The organism is Kitasatospora sp. NPDC059646 (genome assembly GCF_042734615.1).
Taxonomy (GTDB): domain Bacteria; phylum Actinomycetota; class Actinomycetes; order Streptomycetales; family Streptomycetaceae; genus Kitasatospora.
This window is the reverse complement of the sequence record NZ_JBHWDS010000074.1, coordinates 1-16,352: the sequence shown is the minus strand read 5'-3', so window position 1 is coordinate 16,352 and position 16,352 is coordinate 1. Positions and strand designations below refer to the sequence as shown.

The 16,352-nt window shown below is 75.8% G+C and carries 11 protein-coding genes, 1 tRNA gene and 1 pseudogene; 6 read left to right on the top strand and 7 right to left on the bottom strand.

Going from position 1 to position 16,352, the window contains the following annotated elements:
* Positions 1-238 precede the first annotated feature (238 nt).
* Together ACFV1L_RS33675 and ACFV1L_RS33670 are read right to left on the bottom strand one after the other, a co-directional pair.
* Positions 239-312: transfer RNA gene (locus tag ACFV1L_RS33675), tRNA-Met, on the bottom strand.
* 71 nt (positions 313-383) lie between these two features.
* On the bottom strand, positions 384-1,619 hold the full coding sequence (locus ACFV1L_RS33670; protein ID WP_380373398.1) for a PrsW family intramembrane metalloprotease: 1,236 nt from the start codon (positions 1,617-1,619) through the stop codon (positions 384-386).
* Positions 1,620-1,748: 129 nt separating this feature from the next.
* On the opposite strand from ACFV1L_RS33670, the gene ACFV1L_RS33665 reads away from it, so the two are divergent.
* Positions 1,749-2,150, top strand: a complete 402-nt coding sequence (locus ACFV1L_RS33665) for a hypothetical protein (RefSeq protein WP_380373395.1) — start codon at positions 1,749-1,751, stop codon at positions 2,148-2,150.
* Here the strand turns inward: ACFV1L_RS33665 and trmB are convergent.
* The 3 genes from trmB to ACFV1L_RS33650 form a co-directional block, all read right to left on the bottom strand.
* Positions 2,147-2,977, bottom strand: coding sequence for a tRNA (guanosine(46)-N7)-methyltransferase TrmB (trmB, locus tag ACFV1L_RS33660; RefSeq protein WP_380373393.1), 831 nt, complete (start codon positions 2,975-2,977; stop codon positions 2,147-2,149). The genes ACFV1L_RS33665 and trmB overlap by 4 nt on opposite strands.
* A 109-nt stretch (positions 2,978-3,086) precedes the next feature.
* The gene (gene lhgO, locus ACFV1L_RS33655; RefSeq protein ID WP_380373390.1) at positions 3,087-4,289 is read right to left on the bottom strand and encodes an L-2-hydroxyglutarate oxidase; all 1,203 of its coding nucleotides are present in this window, start codon (positions 4,287-4,289) and stop codon (positions 3,087-3,089) included.
* Positions 4,290-4,300: 11 nt separating this feature from the next.
* Positions 4,301-5,716, bottom strand: coding sequence for an MFS transporter (locus ACFV1L_RS33650; protein WP_380373387.1), 1,416 nt, complete (start codon positions 5,714-5,716; stop codon positions 4,301-4,303).
* 660 nt (positions 5,717-6,376) lie between these two features.
* On the opposite strand from ACFV1L_RS33650, the gene ACFV1L_RS33645 reads away from it, so the two are divergent.
* The 3 genes from ACFV1L_RS33645 to ACFV1L_RS33635 all read left to right on the top strand — a co-directional run bounded on the left by ACFV1L_RS33645 (position 6,377) and on the right by ACFV1L_RS33635 (position 9,798).
* Complete coding sequence (locus tag ACFV1L_RS33645) at positions 6,377-8,461, top strand: asparagine synthase-related protein (RefSeq protein WP_380373384.1); 2,085 nt, start codon at positions 6,377-6,379, stop codon at positions 8,459-8,461.
* A 56-nt stretch (positions 8,462-8,517) separates the two neighbouring features.
* A complete protein-coding gene (locus ACFV1L_RS33640) occupies positions 8,518-9,012 on the top strand; it encodes a universal stress protein (protein WP_380373381.1) in 495 nt (164 codons plus the stop codon).
* Between the two features lie 90 nt (positions 9,013-9,102).
* Complete coding sequence (locus ACFV1L_RS33635) at positions 9,103-9,798, top strand: DsbA family oxidoreductase (protein WP_380373378.1); 696 nt, start codon at positions 9,103-9,105, stop codon at positions 9,796-9,798.
* 22 nt (positions 9,799-9,820) lie between these two features.
* Here ACFV1L_RS33635 and ACFV1L_RS33630 read toward each other — a convergent pair whose 3' ends face one another.
* Together ACFV1L_RS33630 and ACFV1L_RS33625 are read right to left on the bottom strand one after the other, a co-directional pair.
* Positions 9,821-11,749 carry a sigma-70 family RNA polymerase sigma factor gene (locus tag ACFV1L_RS33630; protein WP_380373376.1) on the bottom strand — a complete coding sequence of 643 codons (1,929 nt, stop codon included), beginning with the start codon at positions 11,747-11,749 and terminating at the stop codon, positions 9,821-9,823.
* Positions 11,750-12,092: 343 nt separating this feature from the next.
* Complete coding sequence (locus ACFV1L_RS33625) at positions 12,093-12,887, bottom strand: TetR/AcrR family transcriptional regulator (protein WP_380373374.1); 795 nt, start codon at positions 12,885-12,887, stop codon at positions 12,093-12,095.
* A gap of 446 nt (positions 12,888-13,333) precedes the next feature.
* Between ACFV1L_RS33625 and ACFV1L_RS33620 the strand changes: the two genes are divergently transcribed.
* Positions 13,334-14,680: an NAD(P)/FAD-dependent oxidoreductase gene (locus ACFV1L_RS33620; protein WP_380373454.1), complete on the top strand. Its 1,347-nt coding sequence runs from the start codon at positions 13,334-13,336 to the stop codon at positions 14,678-14,680.
* Between the two features lie 282 nt (positions 14,681-14,962).
* A pseudogene (locus ACFV1L_RS33615) lies at positions 14,963-16,180 on the top strand (PP2C family protein-serine/threonine phosphatase); the annotation flags it as partial.
* Positions 16,181-16,352: the final 172 nt, after the last annotated feature.

The following is a 16,352-nucleotide window of genomic DNA, read 5'->3' as shown; positions in this document are numbered from 1 at the left end:
TTCGCCTGAGCCGGAGGCCGAGGCCGCGGGGCCCCGTCACTGCCACAGGCAGGGGCGGCTCTAGCGAGCAGCCACCTCACGCATCCTGAAGGAACTCATAACTCAGGATCACCTCCTTTCAGTGTGCTGCCAGCGTAGGCACCGCCCCCCGGGCCGGGCAACGGATTTATTCGGCGAACCGTCGGCGGACACGACGAAGGCCCGGAGGCGATTGCCTCCGGGCCTTCGTGCTACTGAGTAGCGGGGACAGGATTTGAACCTGCGACCTCTGGGTTATGAGCCCAGCGAGCTACCGAGCTGCTCCACCCCGCGTCGGTGAACACGACTCTACGGGAAGCCCGCGGGAAAAGGAAATCCGATTCCCGTCGGCGCATCCGGGCAGCTCAGCCCGGTCTGGCCGACTGCCGGGTGCGGCGGGTCTGCGCCCAGACCGCGAAGCAGACCAGCGCGGCGAAGCACGGCACCATCACCAGCCCGTACACCAGCAGGAACCCGTCCGTGCCCAGCCCGGCGGCCGCGTTCCACACGCCGTGCAGGCCCATCGCCAGCAGCAGGCCCGCCGGGGCGCCCAGCCGGGCCGCCCAGCGGCGGCCGGTGGTCAGCGTGACGGCGAGGCCGATGCCGGCCAGCGCGGTGAACAGCGGGTGCGCGAACGGCGACAGCAGCGCCCGCAGCACGAAGGTGTGCACCGTCCCGTCGAAGTCCCGCAGGCTCGGCGTCCGGCCCAGGCCGATCGCGTCCAGCCGGGCCTGCCGGTCCGCGGTGAACGCCCGCCCCAGGTAGAGCACGTTCTCGGTGAACGCGAACCCGCAGGCCGTCACCCCGCCCAGCACCGCCCCCGCCGCCAGCGTGCGCGGCCGCGACCGGGCCCGCTGCTGCCCCGCCGGCGCGGGCCGGAAGTGCGCGACCGGGCCCTCCCCGTCGCGGTGCCGGTGCCACACCAGACGGCGCAGCCGGCCGCACGGGCGGCCCTCCTCGCAGCGGTGCCGCCGCCGCAACGGCAGCAGCAGCATCAGCAGCGCCGAGCCCTTCGCCACCTCCTCGATCAGCGGCGTCGCGAACTCCGCGCCCAAGGTCTCCCCGCGCGCCCCCTGGTGCGCGATCAGGAAGTCGCTCGCCCAGCCGTTCGCCATGATCGCCACCGTGGTCGCCGCGCACGCCCCCCACGCCAGGCAGAACAGCGTGTGCCGGATCGGCACCCGGGCGGTCTGGTTCAGCCACGCCAGCGCCCCCAGCACGAACGGCAGCGGCAGCAGCGACAGCCCGAGGCCCACCAGCAGCCCGGTCGTCCCGGTCTGCCGCTGCACCAGGTGCAGGATCAGCACCCCCGACCCGGCCAGCGCCAGCGCGGCCACCGCCGACGGCAGCGCCGGCCGCCGCAGCGGCCACAGCCGGCGCACCAGCGACGGCGCGGCCTTCGCCATCCGGCCGCCGCGCTGACCCGGGATCCGCCCCGCCGCCACCGGACGCAGCCGCACCCGGAGCAGCCCGCCGGACCGGGGCGCCCTCGGCTCCGGGAACGGTCGAGCGCCGGCGGGGGACGGCGGCGGATCGGCGGCCATGGCGGCGGCCCCTACGGGCAGGCTGGGGGAGGCCTTGCCGCCGGGCGGACTGCTCACCCGCAGAAGCGTAGGCGAATGCTCCGCTCCGAGGGGAGTGGAGACGACAATCCGTACTCCTGGGGTGACGCTCCGTCAGCAAGGCGAAACGGCGGACACCGCTTCCCCGTGGCTCCTACCCTGTTCGCCATGGGGGAGAACGCACAGGCGTCCGAACGCCCCGGCTACCGGGACGTCACCGGTCCGGACGGCGTCCGGGTGGAGATGACGGTCAGGGGCCTCGCCACGGTCGACCTCGGCCCCGGCGGCCTCGCCTCCGGCGACCCGGCCGGCGCGGTCGTCGGCGTGGTGCTCTACCTGCTGGTCGCCGTCGGCGTCTTCGTCGCCTTCCTGGTCCGGCTGGGCCGCGGCCGGCGCCGGTACGGCATCAAGGTCACCGTCCACACCCCCGAGCCGCACCGGTTCGCCCGCGGCTTCGACACCCTCGACGAACTCCGTGACTACCAGGTGTGGTTGGTCCAGGAGATCCGCGAACGCGGCGCCGCCGCCGTCCCGCGCAGGGACGATTCGGCGGGCCGCGACAAGGCCTAGCGCCGCCGGAACAGCAGGTCGTGCACCACGTGGCCCTTGGCCAGGCCGGCCCGCTCGAACTTCGTCACCGGACGCCACTCCGGGCGCGGCGCGTAACCCGGCACACTGCCCGCCGGGTGCTCCGCCGGCTCCAGCCACGGCGAACCGTCGCCCTCCGGGTGCAGGTTCTCCAGTTCCGGCGACGCCTCCAGCACGGCCAGCATCTGCTCGGCGTACGGCTCCCAGTCGGTCGCGCAGTGCACCAGCGCGCCGGGGGCCAGCCGGGGCAGCACCAGCTCCAGGAACGACGCCTGGATCAGCCGGCGCTTGTGGTGCTTCGGCTTCGGCCACGGGTCCGGGAAGTACACCCGCAGACCCGCCAGCGACGCGTCCGGCAGCATGTCGCGCAGCAGGATCACCGCGTCGCCCGCCGCCAGGCGGACGTTCTCCGAGCCGTCGCGCTCCAGGAACTGCAGCAGGTTGCCGTGGCCCGGGGTGTGCACGTCCGCCGCGAGGATCCCCGACGACGGGTCGGCCGCCGCCATCGCGGCCGTGGTGTCGCCCATCCCGAAGCCGATCTCCAGGGTCACCGGACGGCCGTCGAACATCGCCGCCAGGTCCATCGGCGTGCCGTCGATGGCGTGGCCGAACCGCTCCCAGCCGCGGTCCAGCGCACCCGCCTGCGCCTTGGTCATCCGACCACGGCGCGGCTGGAAGCTCCGGATCCGCTGCTCGCGGTGCTGGGCCTCGGTGGCCTTGTGCGGGTACATCGGCGCGGGGTACGCCGCCGGCGCGGCGGACAGCCGGGCCGACGCGGGCAACTGGGGGCTGGGGGCGGAGGAAGTCACAATCACCCGAGTCTACGGGAGCCCGAAATCGAGGGACGCGCGACGGCAGGCGGGTGCGGAACCGCGGGCGCGGGGAACCGCACCGCCGGTTCCGCACCTCCCCGTCCGTTCACCCCGCTGCCGCCACGGCCCGGCGGGCGACTTCCCGGCCGATGGCCAGTGAGGCCGTCGCCGCAGGGGAGGGGGCGTTGAGGACGTGCACCACCCGGCCGGTGCCGGCGAAGGCGAAGTCGTCGAGGAGGGTGCCGTCGCGGGCGACGGCCTGGGCGCGGACGCCGGCGGCGGCGGGCAGCAGGTCGTCCTCGGTGACGGCGGGCAGCAGGCGGCGGACGGCGGCGGTGAAGGCCCGCTTGGAGAGCGAGCGGTGGAGCTCGCCGAGCTCGTAGCGCCAGTGCCGGCGGGCGATCGTCCAGGCGCCGGGGAAGCGGACCGTCTCGGCGAGGTCGCGGACGTCGACGGTGCGCCAGTCGTAGCCCTCGCGGGCCAGCGCCGGGACGGCGTTCGGGCCGACGTGCACGTCGCCGTGGATGCCGCGGGTGAGGTGCACGCCGAGGAACGGGAACGCCGGGTCCGGGACGGGGTAGACCAGGCCGCGCACCAACGACCGGCGGGCGGGCGCGAGTTCGTAGTACTCGCCGCGGAAGGGCACGATCCGCACGCCGGGGTCGTCGCCGGCCAGCCGGGCGATCCGGTCGCTGTGCAGGCCGGCGCAGTTGACCAGCACCGCGCAGCGGATCTCGCCGAACGGCGTGGTGACGGTGACCCCGTCGGCCCGCCGGGCGATGCCCAGGACGGGGGTGGAGAGCCGCAGTTCGGCGCCCCGCTCGCCGGCGAGCGCGGCGTAGCGCCGGGCCACGGCGGTGTAGTCGCAGATGCCGGTGGTGGCGAGGTGCAGGCCGGCCAGGCCGGTGACCTCGGGTTCGTGGTCGCGGATGCCGGCCGGGTCGAGTTCGAGCAGCGGGATGCCGTTGGCCCGGCCGCGTTCGGCGAGCGCGGCGAGCCGGGGCAGCTCGGAGCGCTCGGTGGCGACGACGAGCTTGCCGGTGACCTCGTGGGCGATGCCCTGGTCGCGGCAGAACTCGACCATCTCCCGGGCGCCCCCGGTCGCGTACCGGGCCTTCAGCGAGCCCGGCCGGTAGTAGACGCCGCTGTGGATCACCCCGCTGTTGCGCCCGGTCTGGTGGGTGGCGAGGGCGCTCTCCTTCTCCAGCACGGTGACGGAGACGTCCGGGCGGGCCAGGGTCAGCGCGTACGCGGTGGACAGGCCGACGATGCCGCCGCCGACCACCAGCACCTGGACGTCGTGCTTCAACGACCCGCCCCTCAGCCGGTGGTGAGGACCAGGCGGGCGCGCTCGGTGAGCTCCTTGACCCGCTGCTCGTTCTGGTAGGGCTCCAGGCGGCGCAGCAGCTCGATCACGTACTCGCGGCTGCGGTGCGAGGAGATCCGCCCGGCGACCTCGACGGCGCGCTCGCCGGCGGCGACGGCCGCGTCCAGGTCGCCGGCCTCGGCCTCGGCCATCGCGGAGACCACCAGCCGCAGGCCGTGCGAGCGGACGAAGCCCTCGGTCGGGCGGGCCAGCGCCTCGCGGGTGAACTGCCGGACCTTGGACGGGACTCCGAGGTCGCGGAAGCACTCGGCGGCGTCGGCGGCGAGCCGGTCGTAGGCGTAGAAGTCGATCCAGGTCGGGTCGGGGTCGCCGGGCCGGGCCCGGTCCAGGGCGGCCTCGGCGGCGGACAGCGCGGTGCCGCAGGCGGGCGCGTTGCCGGCCTTGGCGTGGGCGCGGGCCTCCACCAGGTGGAAGAAGCTCATGGTGCGGGCGGTGGCCAGGCCCCGGTTGCGCTCCAGCGCGGCCTGGGCGAGGTCGACGGCCTCGTCCGGGAAGGAACGGTAGGACGCCTGCAGGCTCATCGAGGCGAGCACGTACCCGCCGAGCGGCACGTCGCCGGCGGCCCGGGCGAGCCGCAGCGCCTGGATGTAGTAGCGCTGGGCGGCCTCGTGCTGGCCGGTGTCGAACGCCATCCAGCCCGCCAGCCTGGTCAGTTCGGCGGTCGCCCCGAACAGCGCCCGGCCGACCGCGTCGCTGTACGAGGCGAGCAGCAGCGGGGCGGCCTCCACCCGCAGGCACTCCGGGACCATCGAGGAACGCCAGTCGCCGCCGCCGTACTTGGAGTCCCAGCGGCGGGCCTCCTGGGCGGCCTCCCGGAGCTTCGCGGCGTCCGCGTGCCCGACCCGGTAGCCGGACAGGTCGGGGGCGGTCTCCCGGGCCACCGAACCGTCGGCGGGGGTGATCAGCCAGCGGGAGACCGGCGTGGCGTACGCGGCGACCGAGAAGGTGCCGGCCAGGCTGTCGCTCCACCGGCCGCCGCCGGGGCCGCGCCGCAGGTCCAGGTCGACCCGCCACAGCTCGGTCGCGGAGCGCACCGCCTCCGGGACCTCGCGCGGGAACTCCAGGCCGAGTTCGGGCGTGGGGTGCGAGTCGGCGAGGCCGATCTCCTCCAGCGGCACCGGGCGGCCCAGCTTGTTGCCGAGCGCGGTGGCGATCAGGTGCGGCACCGGGCGCTGCGGCACCATGCCCTTGGTCACCCAGCGGGCCACCGAGGTCTTGTCGTAGCGGAGGGTCAGGCCGCGCTGCGCGCCCAGGTCGTTGACCCGGCGGGCGAGCCCGGCGTTGCTGATCTGGGCGAGCGCGAGGAGGGCGCCGAGCCGGTCGTTCGGCCCTCGTGAGCTGACGGTCATGGTGGCGGTGGCACCCCCTGGCGACGTCGTGCGCGGATGGCGGCGAGTCGCGACGGAGCGGTACGCCACCGGACTGCTTGCACCTAGCGTAGTCGCCCGCGTTCCCACGGTTAAGAGGCCGCATTCCGGTTGGCGGGAACGCGCTGCGTCCACGGCGGGCGGCCGCGGGCCTGCGGACCGCCGCGCGGGCACCTGCCGGACGCCCGTGCTCCCGGCCCGTGCCCGCGTGCGCCATCCGTGCTCCCTGGCCGCAGCGGCAGGTGGGCGATTCGCTGGTGCCTGTGGATCGGCCCGCCGCCGAGGACCCGGCGGGCCGGGGGATGACGCTGCCTCAATCCCCGCGGGCAGCGGCGCGTCCGGGAGGGCATGCGGATGCCCTCCCGGGCCGTGCGACGCCTTTCGGCCAAACTCGGTCGCCTCGCAGCGTCCACGGACGACTTCCGCGCCGCGCCGCCCGGCCACCGGCCGTGCCCCGGACGGGAGTTCGAGGAGCCGCACGGCCCGGGCCCCGGAGGGGGTGGCCCGGCCCGTGCGACCCGCCGTCCGAAACCATGGCGCTCCCGCGCCGCCCCGGTGGCACGATGGCTCCTGACGGTGCGCCACATCCCGGCAGGTGACCCAACGTTCGCCGCGCACCGCAGCACCACAGGTGGAGGCGCGATGCGGTGGCTCACCGGCTGGAGCGGACTGACCGCCGCCGACCCGGCGCTCGCCGCGGTCCGCCCGATCGCCGGCACCCTGCTCTGGGGCGGCCCCCACCCGCTCTGGGCGGTCGGCGACTGGCGGCCCGACGAACTGCGCCTCGCCGTCCTCCGGCCCGGCGGCCCCGCCGCCGTCCGCGGCGGCCTCGACCCGCGCGACCCCGCCGACACCACCGACCACGACACCCCCGCCACCCTGCGCCTCGCCGTCGCCGGCCGCTGCGGCGCCACCGACCGCGAACTCGCCGACGGCCTCGCCGCCGCCCGCGGCGGCGCCCTGCGCCACCTCACCCACTGGCCCGGCAGCTACACCGTCGTGCTGCGCACCGGCACCAGCTCCACCGTGCTGCTCACCGACCTGGCCGGCGCCCAGCCGGTCTTCCACACCCCGTTCGCCGGCGGCACCGCCTGGGCCACCGCCGCACTGCCCCTGGCCGACCTGGTCGGCGCCCCCGTGGACGCCGGCCACCTGGCCGCCCGCCTCGCCACCCCCGAGACCCCCGAGACGCTCGGCGACCGCACCCCCTACCGGGGCGTCCGCCGGGTGCCGCCCGGCCACGCCCTCGGCATCCGCGGCGGCCGCGCCCACCACACCGCCCACCCCGACGAGCCCGCCGAGACCAGGGCCGAGGCCCCCGCCGTCCGCGAACTCACCCGCGCCCTGCTGGAAGCCGTCCGCTGCCGGGTCCGCGCCACCGGCCCCGCCGACCGGCCCCGGCTCGGCGTCGACCTGTCCTACGGCACCGCGTCCGCCACCGTCGCCCTGCTCGCCGCCGCCGTCCCGCTCCCCGCCGGCGCACCGCCCGGACCCGACCCCGGACGGCCGCCCGCCCGGACCGGCGCGGTCAAGGGCTCCTGGGCCCGCGGCGCCGACGACCGGCCCGAACCCGAGACGCTGCCCGCCGTCACCCTCGGCGACGCCACCGGCCTCGCCCTCGCCGTGCACGCCCCCCGGCTGCGCCACCTCGTCGTCCCGCCCGTCCTCCCGTACGCCGACCTGGCCGACCCGCTCGACGGCCCGCTCACCGACGAACCCGGCCCCGCGCTGCTGTGCGCCGCCCGGTACGCGGCCGTCCACCGGGCCGGCGGCGCCGACCACCTCACCGGGCACGGCGCCCGGCAGGTCCTCGACGGCCACCCCGCCCGGCTCGCCGACCTGATCCGGGCCGGCCGCCCGCTCGACCTGCTCGCCCCGATCGCCGCCCTGGCCGGCGCGGACCGCGCCACCGCCGGCACCCTCACCGGCACCCTGCACACCCCCGTCACCGTGCTCCGCGCCGCCCGCCGCCTCGCCCGCACCCCGTACGCCGACGCCCTGGACGACCTCGCCCTGCGCCTGACGCTCCGCCAGGCGCGCGGCGAGAACCGCACCATGGGCCGCGCCCTGGCCGCCGACCTCACCTGGCTCCGGGCCGGGCCGGCCGCCCACCTGCTGGCCGACGAACCCCTCGCCGCGCTCGCCCAGCACCTGCGCACCGCCGCCCGCGACAGCACCACGGCCGAACCGCCCGGCGCCCGCCGCGCCCGACTCGCCCTGCACCGGCACGCCGCCCACTACCGCACCCTGGTGCAGGCCGCCGAACAGCACGGCCAGCGGCTGCACGCGCCGTTCCTCGACAACCAGGTGGTCCGCGCCGCCCGCCTGCTCCCCGACGACGTCCGCCTGCAACCCGGCGCCCGGCCCGCCCTGCTCGCCGCCGTGCTGGCCGGCGCCGGCCGCACCGACCTGCCCGCCGACTGGGGCCGCACCGCCGGCGCCGACCGCCACGCCCCCGCCCGGCACGGCATCCGCGCGGCCGCCCCCGCGCTCGCCGAGCTGCTCGACCGGCCGCTGCTCGGCGAGGCCGGACTGATCGACACCCCCGCCGTCCGCAAGACCCTGGCCACCGCCACCGACCCCGCGCAGGACGCCCCGCCCGCCGTCCTCGCCGCGCTCGCCGACCTGCTCGCCGTCGAACTCTGGCTGCGCCGCCTGACCGCCCGCCGCCCCGGCTCCGCCTGGACCGGCCTGCCCGCGCCGCGCCGCACCGCACTGGAGACCTGACCGGCCGTCAGGTGCGCCTTCCCGCCCCCGGCCGGTCCGGCGGATAGCGTCGCGCCATGACCGCCGCCCTCCCCGTCAGCCCCGACGTCCCGCCGCCCGGCACCGCGATCCTGAACGCCTGTGACGGCTCCGACGCCTCGCTCTGGGCCCTGGACCGGGCGATGACCGAGGCCGAGGCCCACCACCTGCCGCTGCACGTGCTCGCCGTGGTCAACCCGTCGCCCACCGGCTACCCGCCGGGCATGGCCGACCTGGTGCAGGAGAGCGTCCAACGCCTGGTCGACAGCATGTCGGACGGCCTGCGCCGGGCCGTCGACACCGTCCAGGCCGCCCGCGCCCGCCCGTACGCCGGGCAGCTCACCCTGCACGTGGTGCTCGGCAACGTGGTGGACGTGCTGCTCCAGGCCGCGAACGGGCGGCACACCCTGGTGCTCGGCACCCGCGGCAACGGCGGCTTCGCCCGGCTGCTGCTCGGCTCGGTCAGCACCGCCGCCGTCCACCACGCGAGCTGCCCCGTGCTGGTGGTGCCCGCGCCCGCCGAGGACGCCTGAGCTGGAATGACGGCGAATGGTTGAGCGTTCACCTTCCCGTTGGAGGCCGCCCGGCCGCCGAGAACCACCCGGACAGGAGCCCGCCCCGCCATGAAGGTCGAAATCTACTCGGACATCGCCTGCCCCTGGTGCTACGTGGGCAAGCGGCGCTTCGAGCAGGCCCTGGAGCGCTTCGAGGGCAAGGACGGCGTCGAGGTGGTCTACCGCCCCTACCAACTGGTCCCCGACGCCCCCGAGCAGGCCCGCCCGCACCGCGAGTGGCTCGCCGAGCGTTACGGGCCGCAGTCCCTCGCCATGGACGCCCGGATCTCCGAGGTCGGCAAGTCCGTCGGCATCGACTACGACTTCGACGCCGCGCTGGAGGTCAACACCCTCCGCGCCCACCGCCTGCTGCACCTCGCCGAGACCGAGTACGGCCCCGCCGTCCAGGCCGCCCTCAAGGAGCGCCTGCTGAAGGCCCACTTCACCGAGGGCGTCGACGTCGGCGACGTCGAGGCACTGGCCGGCCTCGCCGCCGAGACCGGCATCGACCGCGACCGCGCCGCCGCCTACCTGGCCGGCGACGAGGGCGAGGCCGAGACCCGCGCCGCGCTCGCCGAGGCCCGCGCCATCGGCGTCACCGCCGTCCCCACCTTCGTCTTCGAGGGCCAGTGGGCCGTCCAGGGCGGCCAGGAGGCCGACACCTTCCTGCAGGTCCTCCGCCAGGTCGAGGCCGAGACCGCGCGGACGATCACCCCGATCGCCCCGGCCGGGGACACCTGCGAGGACGGCAGCTGCCGGATCTGAGCCCGTCGGGCCCGCCGGACCGTCAGCAGGTCAGGCGGGCCTGGGCCCAGTCCGCCAGGTCGATCACCGACACCGACCCCTTGGCCATCGTCACCACCAGGCGGATCGAGCTCTGCCCGGCCAGCGGCGCATGCACCGCCACCGGCGCGGCATTCGCAGCCAACTCGCCCGAAGACCACAGCACTTCACCGTCGTCGCCCTGCACCGTGAAGACCACCCGGCCGTATGACGCCCCGAAGTCGTCCAGCCCGGCGACGGCGTCGAACGACCGGCAGCTGCGGTTCAGGTCGATGGTCACCCGGGCCGGCACCGGGGCCGCCAGCACGTGCCGGTAGAAGTCCCCCCGCATCCACGTCCCGGGCAGCTGCACGGCGTACCCCGCGCCGCGGATGGACGGCGTGCCCGGGGTGCGGTGCCCCCGGTTCAACGGCAGCTCGTCCAGCCAGAACTGGCTGACCGAGGTGACCGTCGGACTCGGCGTCGGGGTCGGAGTGGGCGTCGGAGTGGGGGTCGGCGCCGGAGCGGGCGCCGCCGGCGGCTCCGGGGTGGGCGTCGGCGACGGCGTGGCGGAGGGCGTCGGCTTCGGGGACGGCGCCGGCTTCGCGGACGGCGACTGCGAAGGCGTCGGCGAGGGCGTCGGGCTCGGCGTCGGCCTCGGCGCCGGCGGCACCGCGGCCGGGGCCTCCGGAACCGCACTGACCGGCGCCGGCGCGGCCACCGGCGGCTTCGGCTCCGGCGAGCCGGTGAGCGCGAACGCGGCGACCGCGGCCGCCGCCACCGCGATGCCCGCGGCGATACCGGCCTTCGCGGCGGTACCCATGCCCTCCCCGGCCGCGGCCGCCGCCCCACCGCCGGACGACCCGCCGCCGGCGGCGGTCGCCGCCGTGCCGCCGGCCGCGACCGTGCCGCCGGTGACCGCGCCGGTGACCGCGACCCCGGTACCGACCGCGGCCGCCGCGGCCGTGAACCAGCCGGCGCCCACCCAGAGCAGCGCACCCCCGGGCAGCACCGCCCGCAGACTGTGGTTGATGTCCGCCAGCTCCAGGTACGCGGCCGTGCAGCGGGTGCAGTCCTGGACGTGCCGGCCGACCTCCGCCGAGGCCCGCTTGCGCAACGAACCGCGGGCGTACGCGCCCAGCCGGTTCGCGTAGCCGGCGCAGCCCGACTCCTGACTGCCCGACACGTGCGCCTGCAGGAACGCCGCAGCCAGCCGGTCCCGGGCACGGTGGGCCTGCACCGCCGTCGCGTTGGCGGTCTTGCCCAGCATCACCGCGACCGTCTTCGGCGACTCCCGCTCGACCTCGGTGTGCCAGAGCACCACCCGGTCGTCCTCCGGCAGTTCGGCGTAGGCCCGCATCACCATGCGCTGGTCCGCCAGCGCCAGCGCCCAGGCGTCCGCGCCCGGGTCGGCCAGGTCGAACTCGACGGTGGCGGCGGACGTCTCCGCGAACGTGGAGAAGTCGTCCACCAGTTGCTCGCGCCGGTCCGAACGGGCCCAGGCCGCCGCCACGTTGCGCACCGCCGTCAGCAGGTACGCGCGGACCGCGAACTCCGGCCCCTTGCCCGCCTTCAACGCCTGCAGCGTGCGGGCGAACACCTCGCCCGCCAGGTCCTCGGCGGTGAAGCTGTCCCGGCAGCAGGTCCGTGCGTAGCGGCGCACCGCGTCCGCGTGCCGGCGGTAGATCTCCTCGTACGCGGAGTCGTCGCCGGCCCGCACCAGCGCCGTCAACTCGGCGTCCGAGGGCGGACGTTCACCGTCCACCGGATCGGCCGGCGGCGGCACCGTGGCCCGCACCGCGAGCTCCTCGGCGATGAACGCCTCCGGCGTCACCCCGCCCTGCCCGGCCGGCGCCTGACCCGGCACCCGGCCCACCAGCGACTCCAGCGCCGGACTGCCGGCCTGGTCCGGAACGTGCCCGGGCGCGCCCTCGGCCTGCTCCTCCGGACTCACCTGGCACCGTCCGGTCGCACGGCAAGCCGGACGGGCCGCCCCTCGAATTCGACGGCGATCACGGTGCGCAACGGGACAATGGCTCCAACCACGGGCAAAGAATGGCATAGCGCCGCGCCCGCCGGAAGCCGCACCGGCCACGACCCACTCTTCCGTGCCGCCGCTCGCGGAGGTGTTCGGGAACCGGCGGCGCAGGCACCGCGCGTACCCGGACAGTTCCGCGCGCCGCCCGCCGCGGACGGCGCGCCCGGCGGCTCCCCGTCACCCGAACGGCGCGTCCCAGCACCGCCCGGACCGGTCAGCCGCCCCGCACGGTGCGTCAACTCCACGCCCCCGACCGGAATCAGGCCGCACGCAGTCCCTGCAGCAGGATCTGCAGCAGCCGGCCGCCGGCACCGCCCCCGGCCTCGCCGTCCCGCGCCGCCACCGCCGCCGACGCGTGCACCGGCACCGCCGCGGTCAGCACCAGCACCACATCGGCCACCGTCACGCCCTGGCGCAGCTCGCCCGCCGCACCCGCCCGGGCCACCAGCGCCGCCAGCAACTGCAGCAGCAGCCGCGGATCCGCGCTCTGCTCGCCCTCCGCCACCGGCGCCCCGGCGAACGCCCGCAGCTCCGCGCCGCGCTGCTCCGGCACCCGGCCGATCTCCTCCGCGTACCGGAACGCCTCCGGCGGCAGCAGCCGGCCCGCGCCCGACGCGGCGGCCCGCTGCAGGAACCCGGCCAGCGCCTCCCACGGGCCGTTCAGCCCGCCGTACAGCGACTCCCGGGCCTGCGCGGTCAGCCAGGACACCTCCTCGGCGGCGATCCGCTGGACCAGCACCTCCTTGCTGGGGAAGCGCCGGTACACGGTCCCGACACCCACGCCGGCCCGCCGCGCGACCTCCTCCATCGGCGCCCCGTACCCGAGTTCGCCGAACACCTCACGGGCCGCCCGCAGCACGCTCTCCAGGTTCCGCCGGGCATCCACCCGCAGCCGCGAACCCGTGCCCCGCCCCGCGTCGCCCGGACGCTCGCCCTGCGGGAACGCGAACCGCTCCCGCTCACCCGGCCCGCGCTGCTCCGGCACCACGTCCACCGCGGCGCGCGCGACAGCGGTGCTCGGCGCCCGCCCGGCCAACTGTTCCTGCTCAGACATGCCAACCTCCCCCGAGGCACCCCGTCCCGGGCACCCGAACGGTCACTGCGCCCCCTGGCGCGCGCTGCCGACACCGGTCGGTCCGACGTCCGCGCACTACCTTCCCCGGATGGCTCCCGGGCAGTCGCACCGATGCCACCGGGTCGCAGGTGCAAGGACCGGCACCATCGGCGGTCCGAAGCACAATCCGACCATAGTTCAAGGAAGTTCGCCGCAGAAGTGGACCACTCGTCGTCGCGAACGGACCGATCCTGCCCCGACTCCGGACAAAACCCCTACTGCCCACGCCGCCGCACCCGCCCGACCCACCCTCGAACGGCCCTTCCCCGGACCGGATTCGGACCGATCCGGCCCGGACTGTGGACAAGAACCCTCCACCGGGTGCGTCATAGGGGGAACGTGAAACGGGTCACAGCCCGAGGGCCGGCCGGAGGTGCCCCATTCGGATCCTGATCATCGGCGGCGGCTGCGCCGGACTGAGCACCGCGCTGCGCCTCCAACAGCTGCTGCGACCGCAGTTGAGGGCCCGTCGGATCGAACTCACGATCGTCGAACCCCAGCCGTACCTCACCTTCCAGCCCCTGCTGGCCGAGGTCGCCGCCGGCTCCATCGACCCCCGTCACGTCGTCGTCCCGCTGCGCACCGCGCTCCCCGACTGCCGGGTGCTCACCGCCCGCGTCACCGGCATCGACCACGCCACCCGCACCGCCCGGGTCGACGCCGCCCCGCGCGGCGAACTCCGGCTGCCCACCGAAGTCCCGTACGACGTCCTGGTGATGGCCCCCGGCTCGATCTCCCGCACCGCCCCCGTCCCCGGCCTCGCCGACCACGGCATGGGATTCGCCACCGTCGGCGAAGCCGTCGCGCTGCGCAACCACGTCCTCGAACAGCTCGACCTCGCCTCCTCCACCCGCGACCCCGCCCTCCGCCAGGCCGCCCTCACCTTCGTCTTCGTCGGCGCCGGCTACGCGGGCGTCGGCGCCCTCGCCGAACTCGAGGACATGGCCCGCACCGCCACCAAGGGCTTCCACAACCTCGGCCCCGAGGACCTGCGCTGGGTCCTGGTCGAGGCCACCGACCGCATCCTCAGCGAGGAGACTCCCGAACTCGCCACCCACACCCTCGCCGAGCTGCGCGACCGCAACATCGACATCCGGCTCTCCACCACCCTCGAATCCGCCGTCGACCAGGTCATCGCACTCTCCGACGGCAGCCGCTTCGCCGCCCGCACCCTGGTCTGGACGGCCGGCATCCGCCCCGCCCCCGTCCTCGCCCTCACCGACCTCCCGCTCGACCACACCGGCCGGATCACCTGCCTGCCCACCCTCCGGATCGCCGACCCCGACGGCACCCCCCTCGCCGACGCCTGGGCCGCCGGCGACTGCGCCGCCGTCCCCGGCCAGGACGGCGAACCCTGCGCCCCCAACGCCCAACACGCCCTCGCCCAGGCCAGACTGCTCGCCGAGAACCTCGCCGCCGACCTGGCCGGCCAACCCCTCGCCGACTACCGCCCCGGGGGCCCCGCCTGTTCCACCTCCCTCGGCCTGCGCCGCGCCGTCGCCCACACCAGTCGCGGCACCCGCCTCACCGGCCGGCGCGCCTGGTGGCTGCACCGCGCCCGCCAGCTGCGCCGGCTGCCCAGCCGGGAACGCCGGATCCGGGTCCTGATGGACTGGCTGTTCGGCGGCCTGTTCCCGCGCGAAGTCGTCTCCCTCGGCACCATCGAGCACCCCCGGGCCGAATTCGAGTCCGGTTTCAGCTCCGGCGGTCGCGGCTCCGGCCCCGGAAGCTGACCCCGGGCCCGCCCTGATCGCCGCCCGTTCCGCCGTTGACGACCGTTCGTCCGCCGACCGTTCCACCCCGCCGCACCACGGCCGCGCGGAAGCACACCCCCGGCGCACACCTAGTGGAACGCGCCGTACCGGGGGCTCGACTTCCGGAATCACACCGGAGCCTGACAGGATCGACCCCGTCACGTCATCACACCGAGTATTGCCCCACGCACACAAGGTGATGATCACACCGGAACGACCCGCAGGAACCGCCCACATCAGTCCCCGAGGAAGCGGCCGACGTTGAACCTCATGCGCTGGAGCGCCCGGCTCACCGGAGCCCCCCGACGGGCCACCCCCGCCACCGCGGACGACACCGTCACCGTCCCCGGCCAGCGCGACCCCGCCACCACCGGCCCCGACCTCCGCGACCCCGAGCAGCTCTACGACCTGCGCGACGTCCTGCGCCGCCTGCCCGCCCCCGTCGCCCTCACCCACGGCCCCCACCACCTGCTCGGCTACGCCAACCGCGCCTACCGCGACCTGTTCGGCGCCCGCACCCCCGGCCGCCCCGCTGCCGAGTCCCTCCCCGAACTCAACGCCCTCGGCGTGCTCCCCCTGCTCGACCAGGTCCTGCGCAGCGGCCGCCCACGGAGCGTCAAGTCCCGCTGCATCCTCGGCCTCGGCGGCAACCGCTACTACAACATCGCCTGCGTCCCGCTCGGCTCCGACGATCGGACCGCCCCCACCGGAGTCCTGGTCTTCGCCACCGAGGTCACCGACCAGGTCCAGGCCGCCGGCCGCCTCCGCGACGCCGAACGCCGCCAGCGCGAAGCGGCCGTCACCCTCCAGCACAGCCTGCTCCCGCAGAAACTCGAACAGCCCGCCGACCTCCACGTCGCCGCCACCTACCAGCCCGGCGGAGCCGACGCCGCCGTCGGCGGCGACTGGTACGACGTCATCGGCCTGGGCGGCGGACGCACCGCCCTCGTCATCGGCGACGTCATGGGCCGCGGCCTGCGCGCCGCCGCCGTCATGGGCCAGCTCCGCACCGCCGTCCGCGCCTACGCCCGCCTCGACCTCCCCCCGCACGAGGTGATGACCCTCCTCGACGGCCTCGCCATGGAGATCGACGCCAACCAGATCGCCACCTGCACCTACGCCGTCTGGGACCCGACCACCACCACACTCGTCTACGCCTCCGCCGGCCACCTCCCCCTGCTGCTCCGCGCGCCGGACGGCACCGTCCTGCGCGGCGAGGAACAGAACGGCCCACCCCTCGGCACCGGCGGCGCCGGCCACCTCTCCCACACCCTCCGCCTGCTCCCCGGCACCACGGGCGTCCTCTACACCGACGGCCTGGTCGAACGCCGGGACCAGGACATCGACCAGGGCATCGACCACCTCGCCCACACCCTCACCGGCCCCGTCGCCACCCCCGACATCGTCTGCTCCCGCCTCCTGCGGGCCCTCGGCGTGACCGCCGAGCACGACGACGACGTGGCCGTGCTGGTCTTCCAGGTGGCACTTGATCCCGAGGCCGTACGTGTGTAGAGTTCTTCGAGTTGCCTGACAGGGAGCACCGAGCACGCGTCTGCGTGGACGGTCCCGGGGCGGCCAATCCCTTGAGAACCAAGCAGCTGATCCTGACGGGTCGCGTCCTTTTCGCGTCTCCGTTCGTATTTGCTGTGCG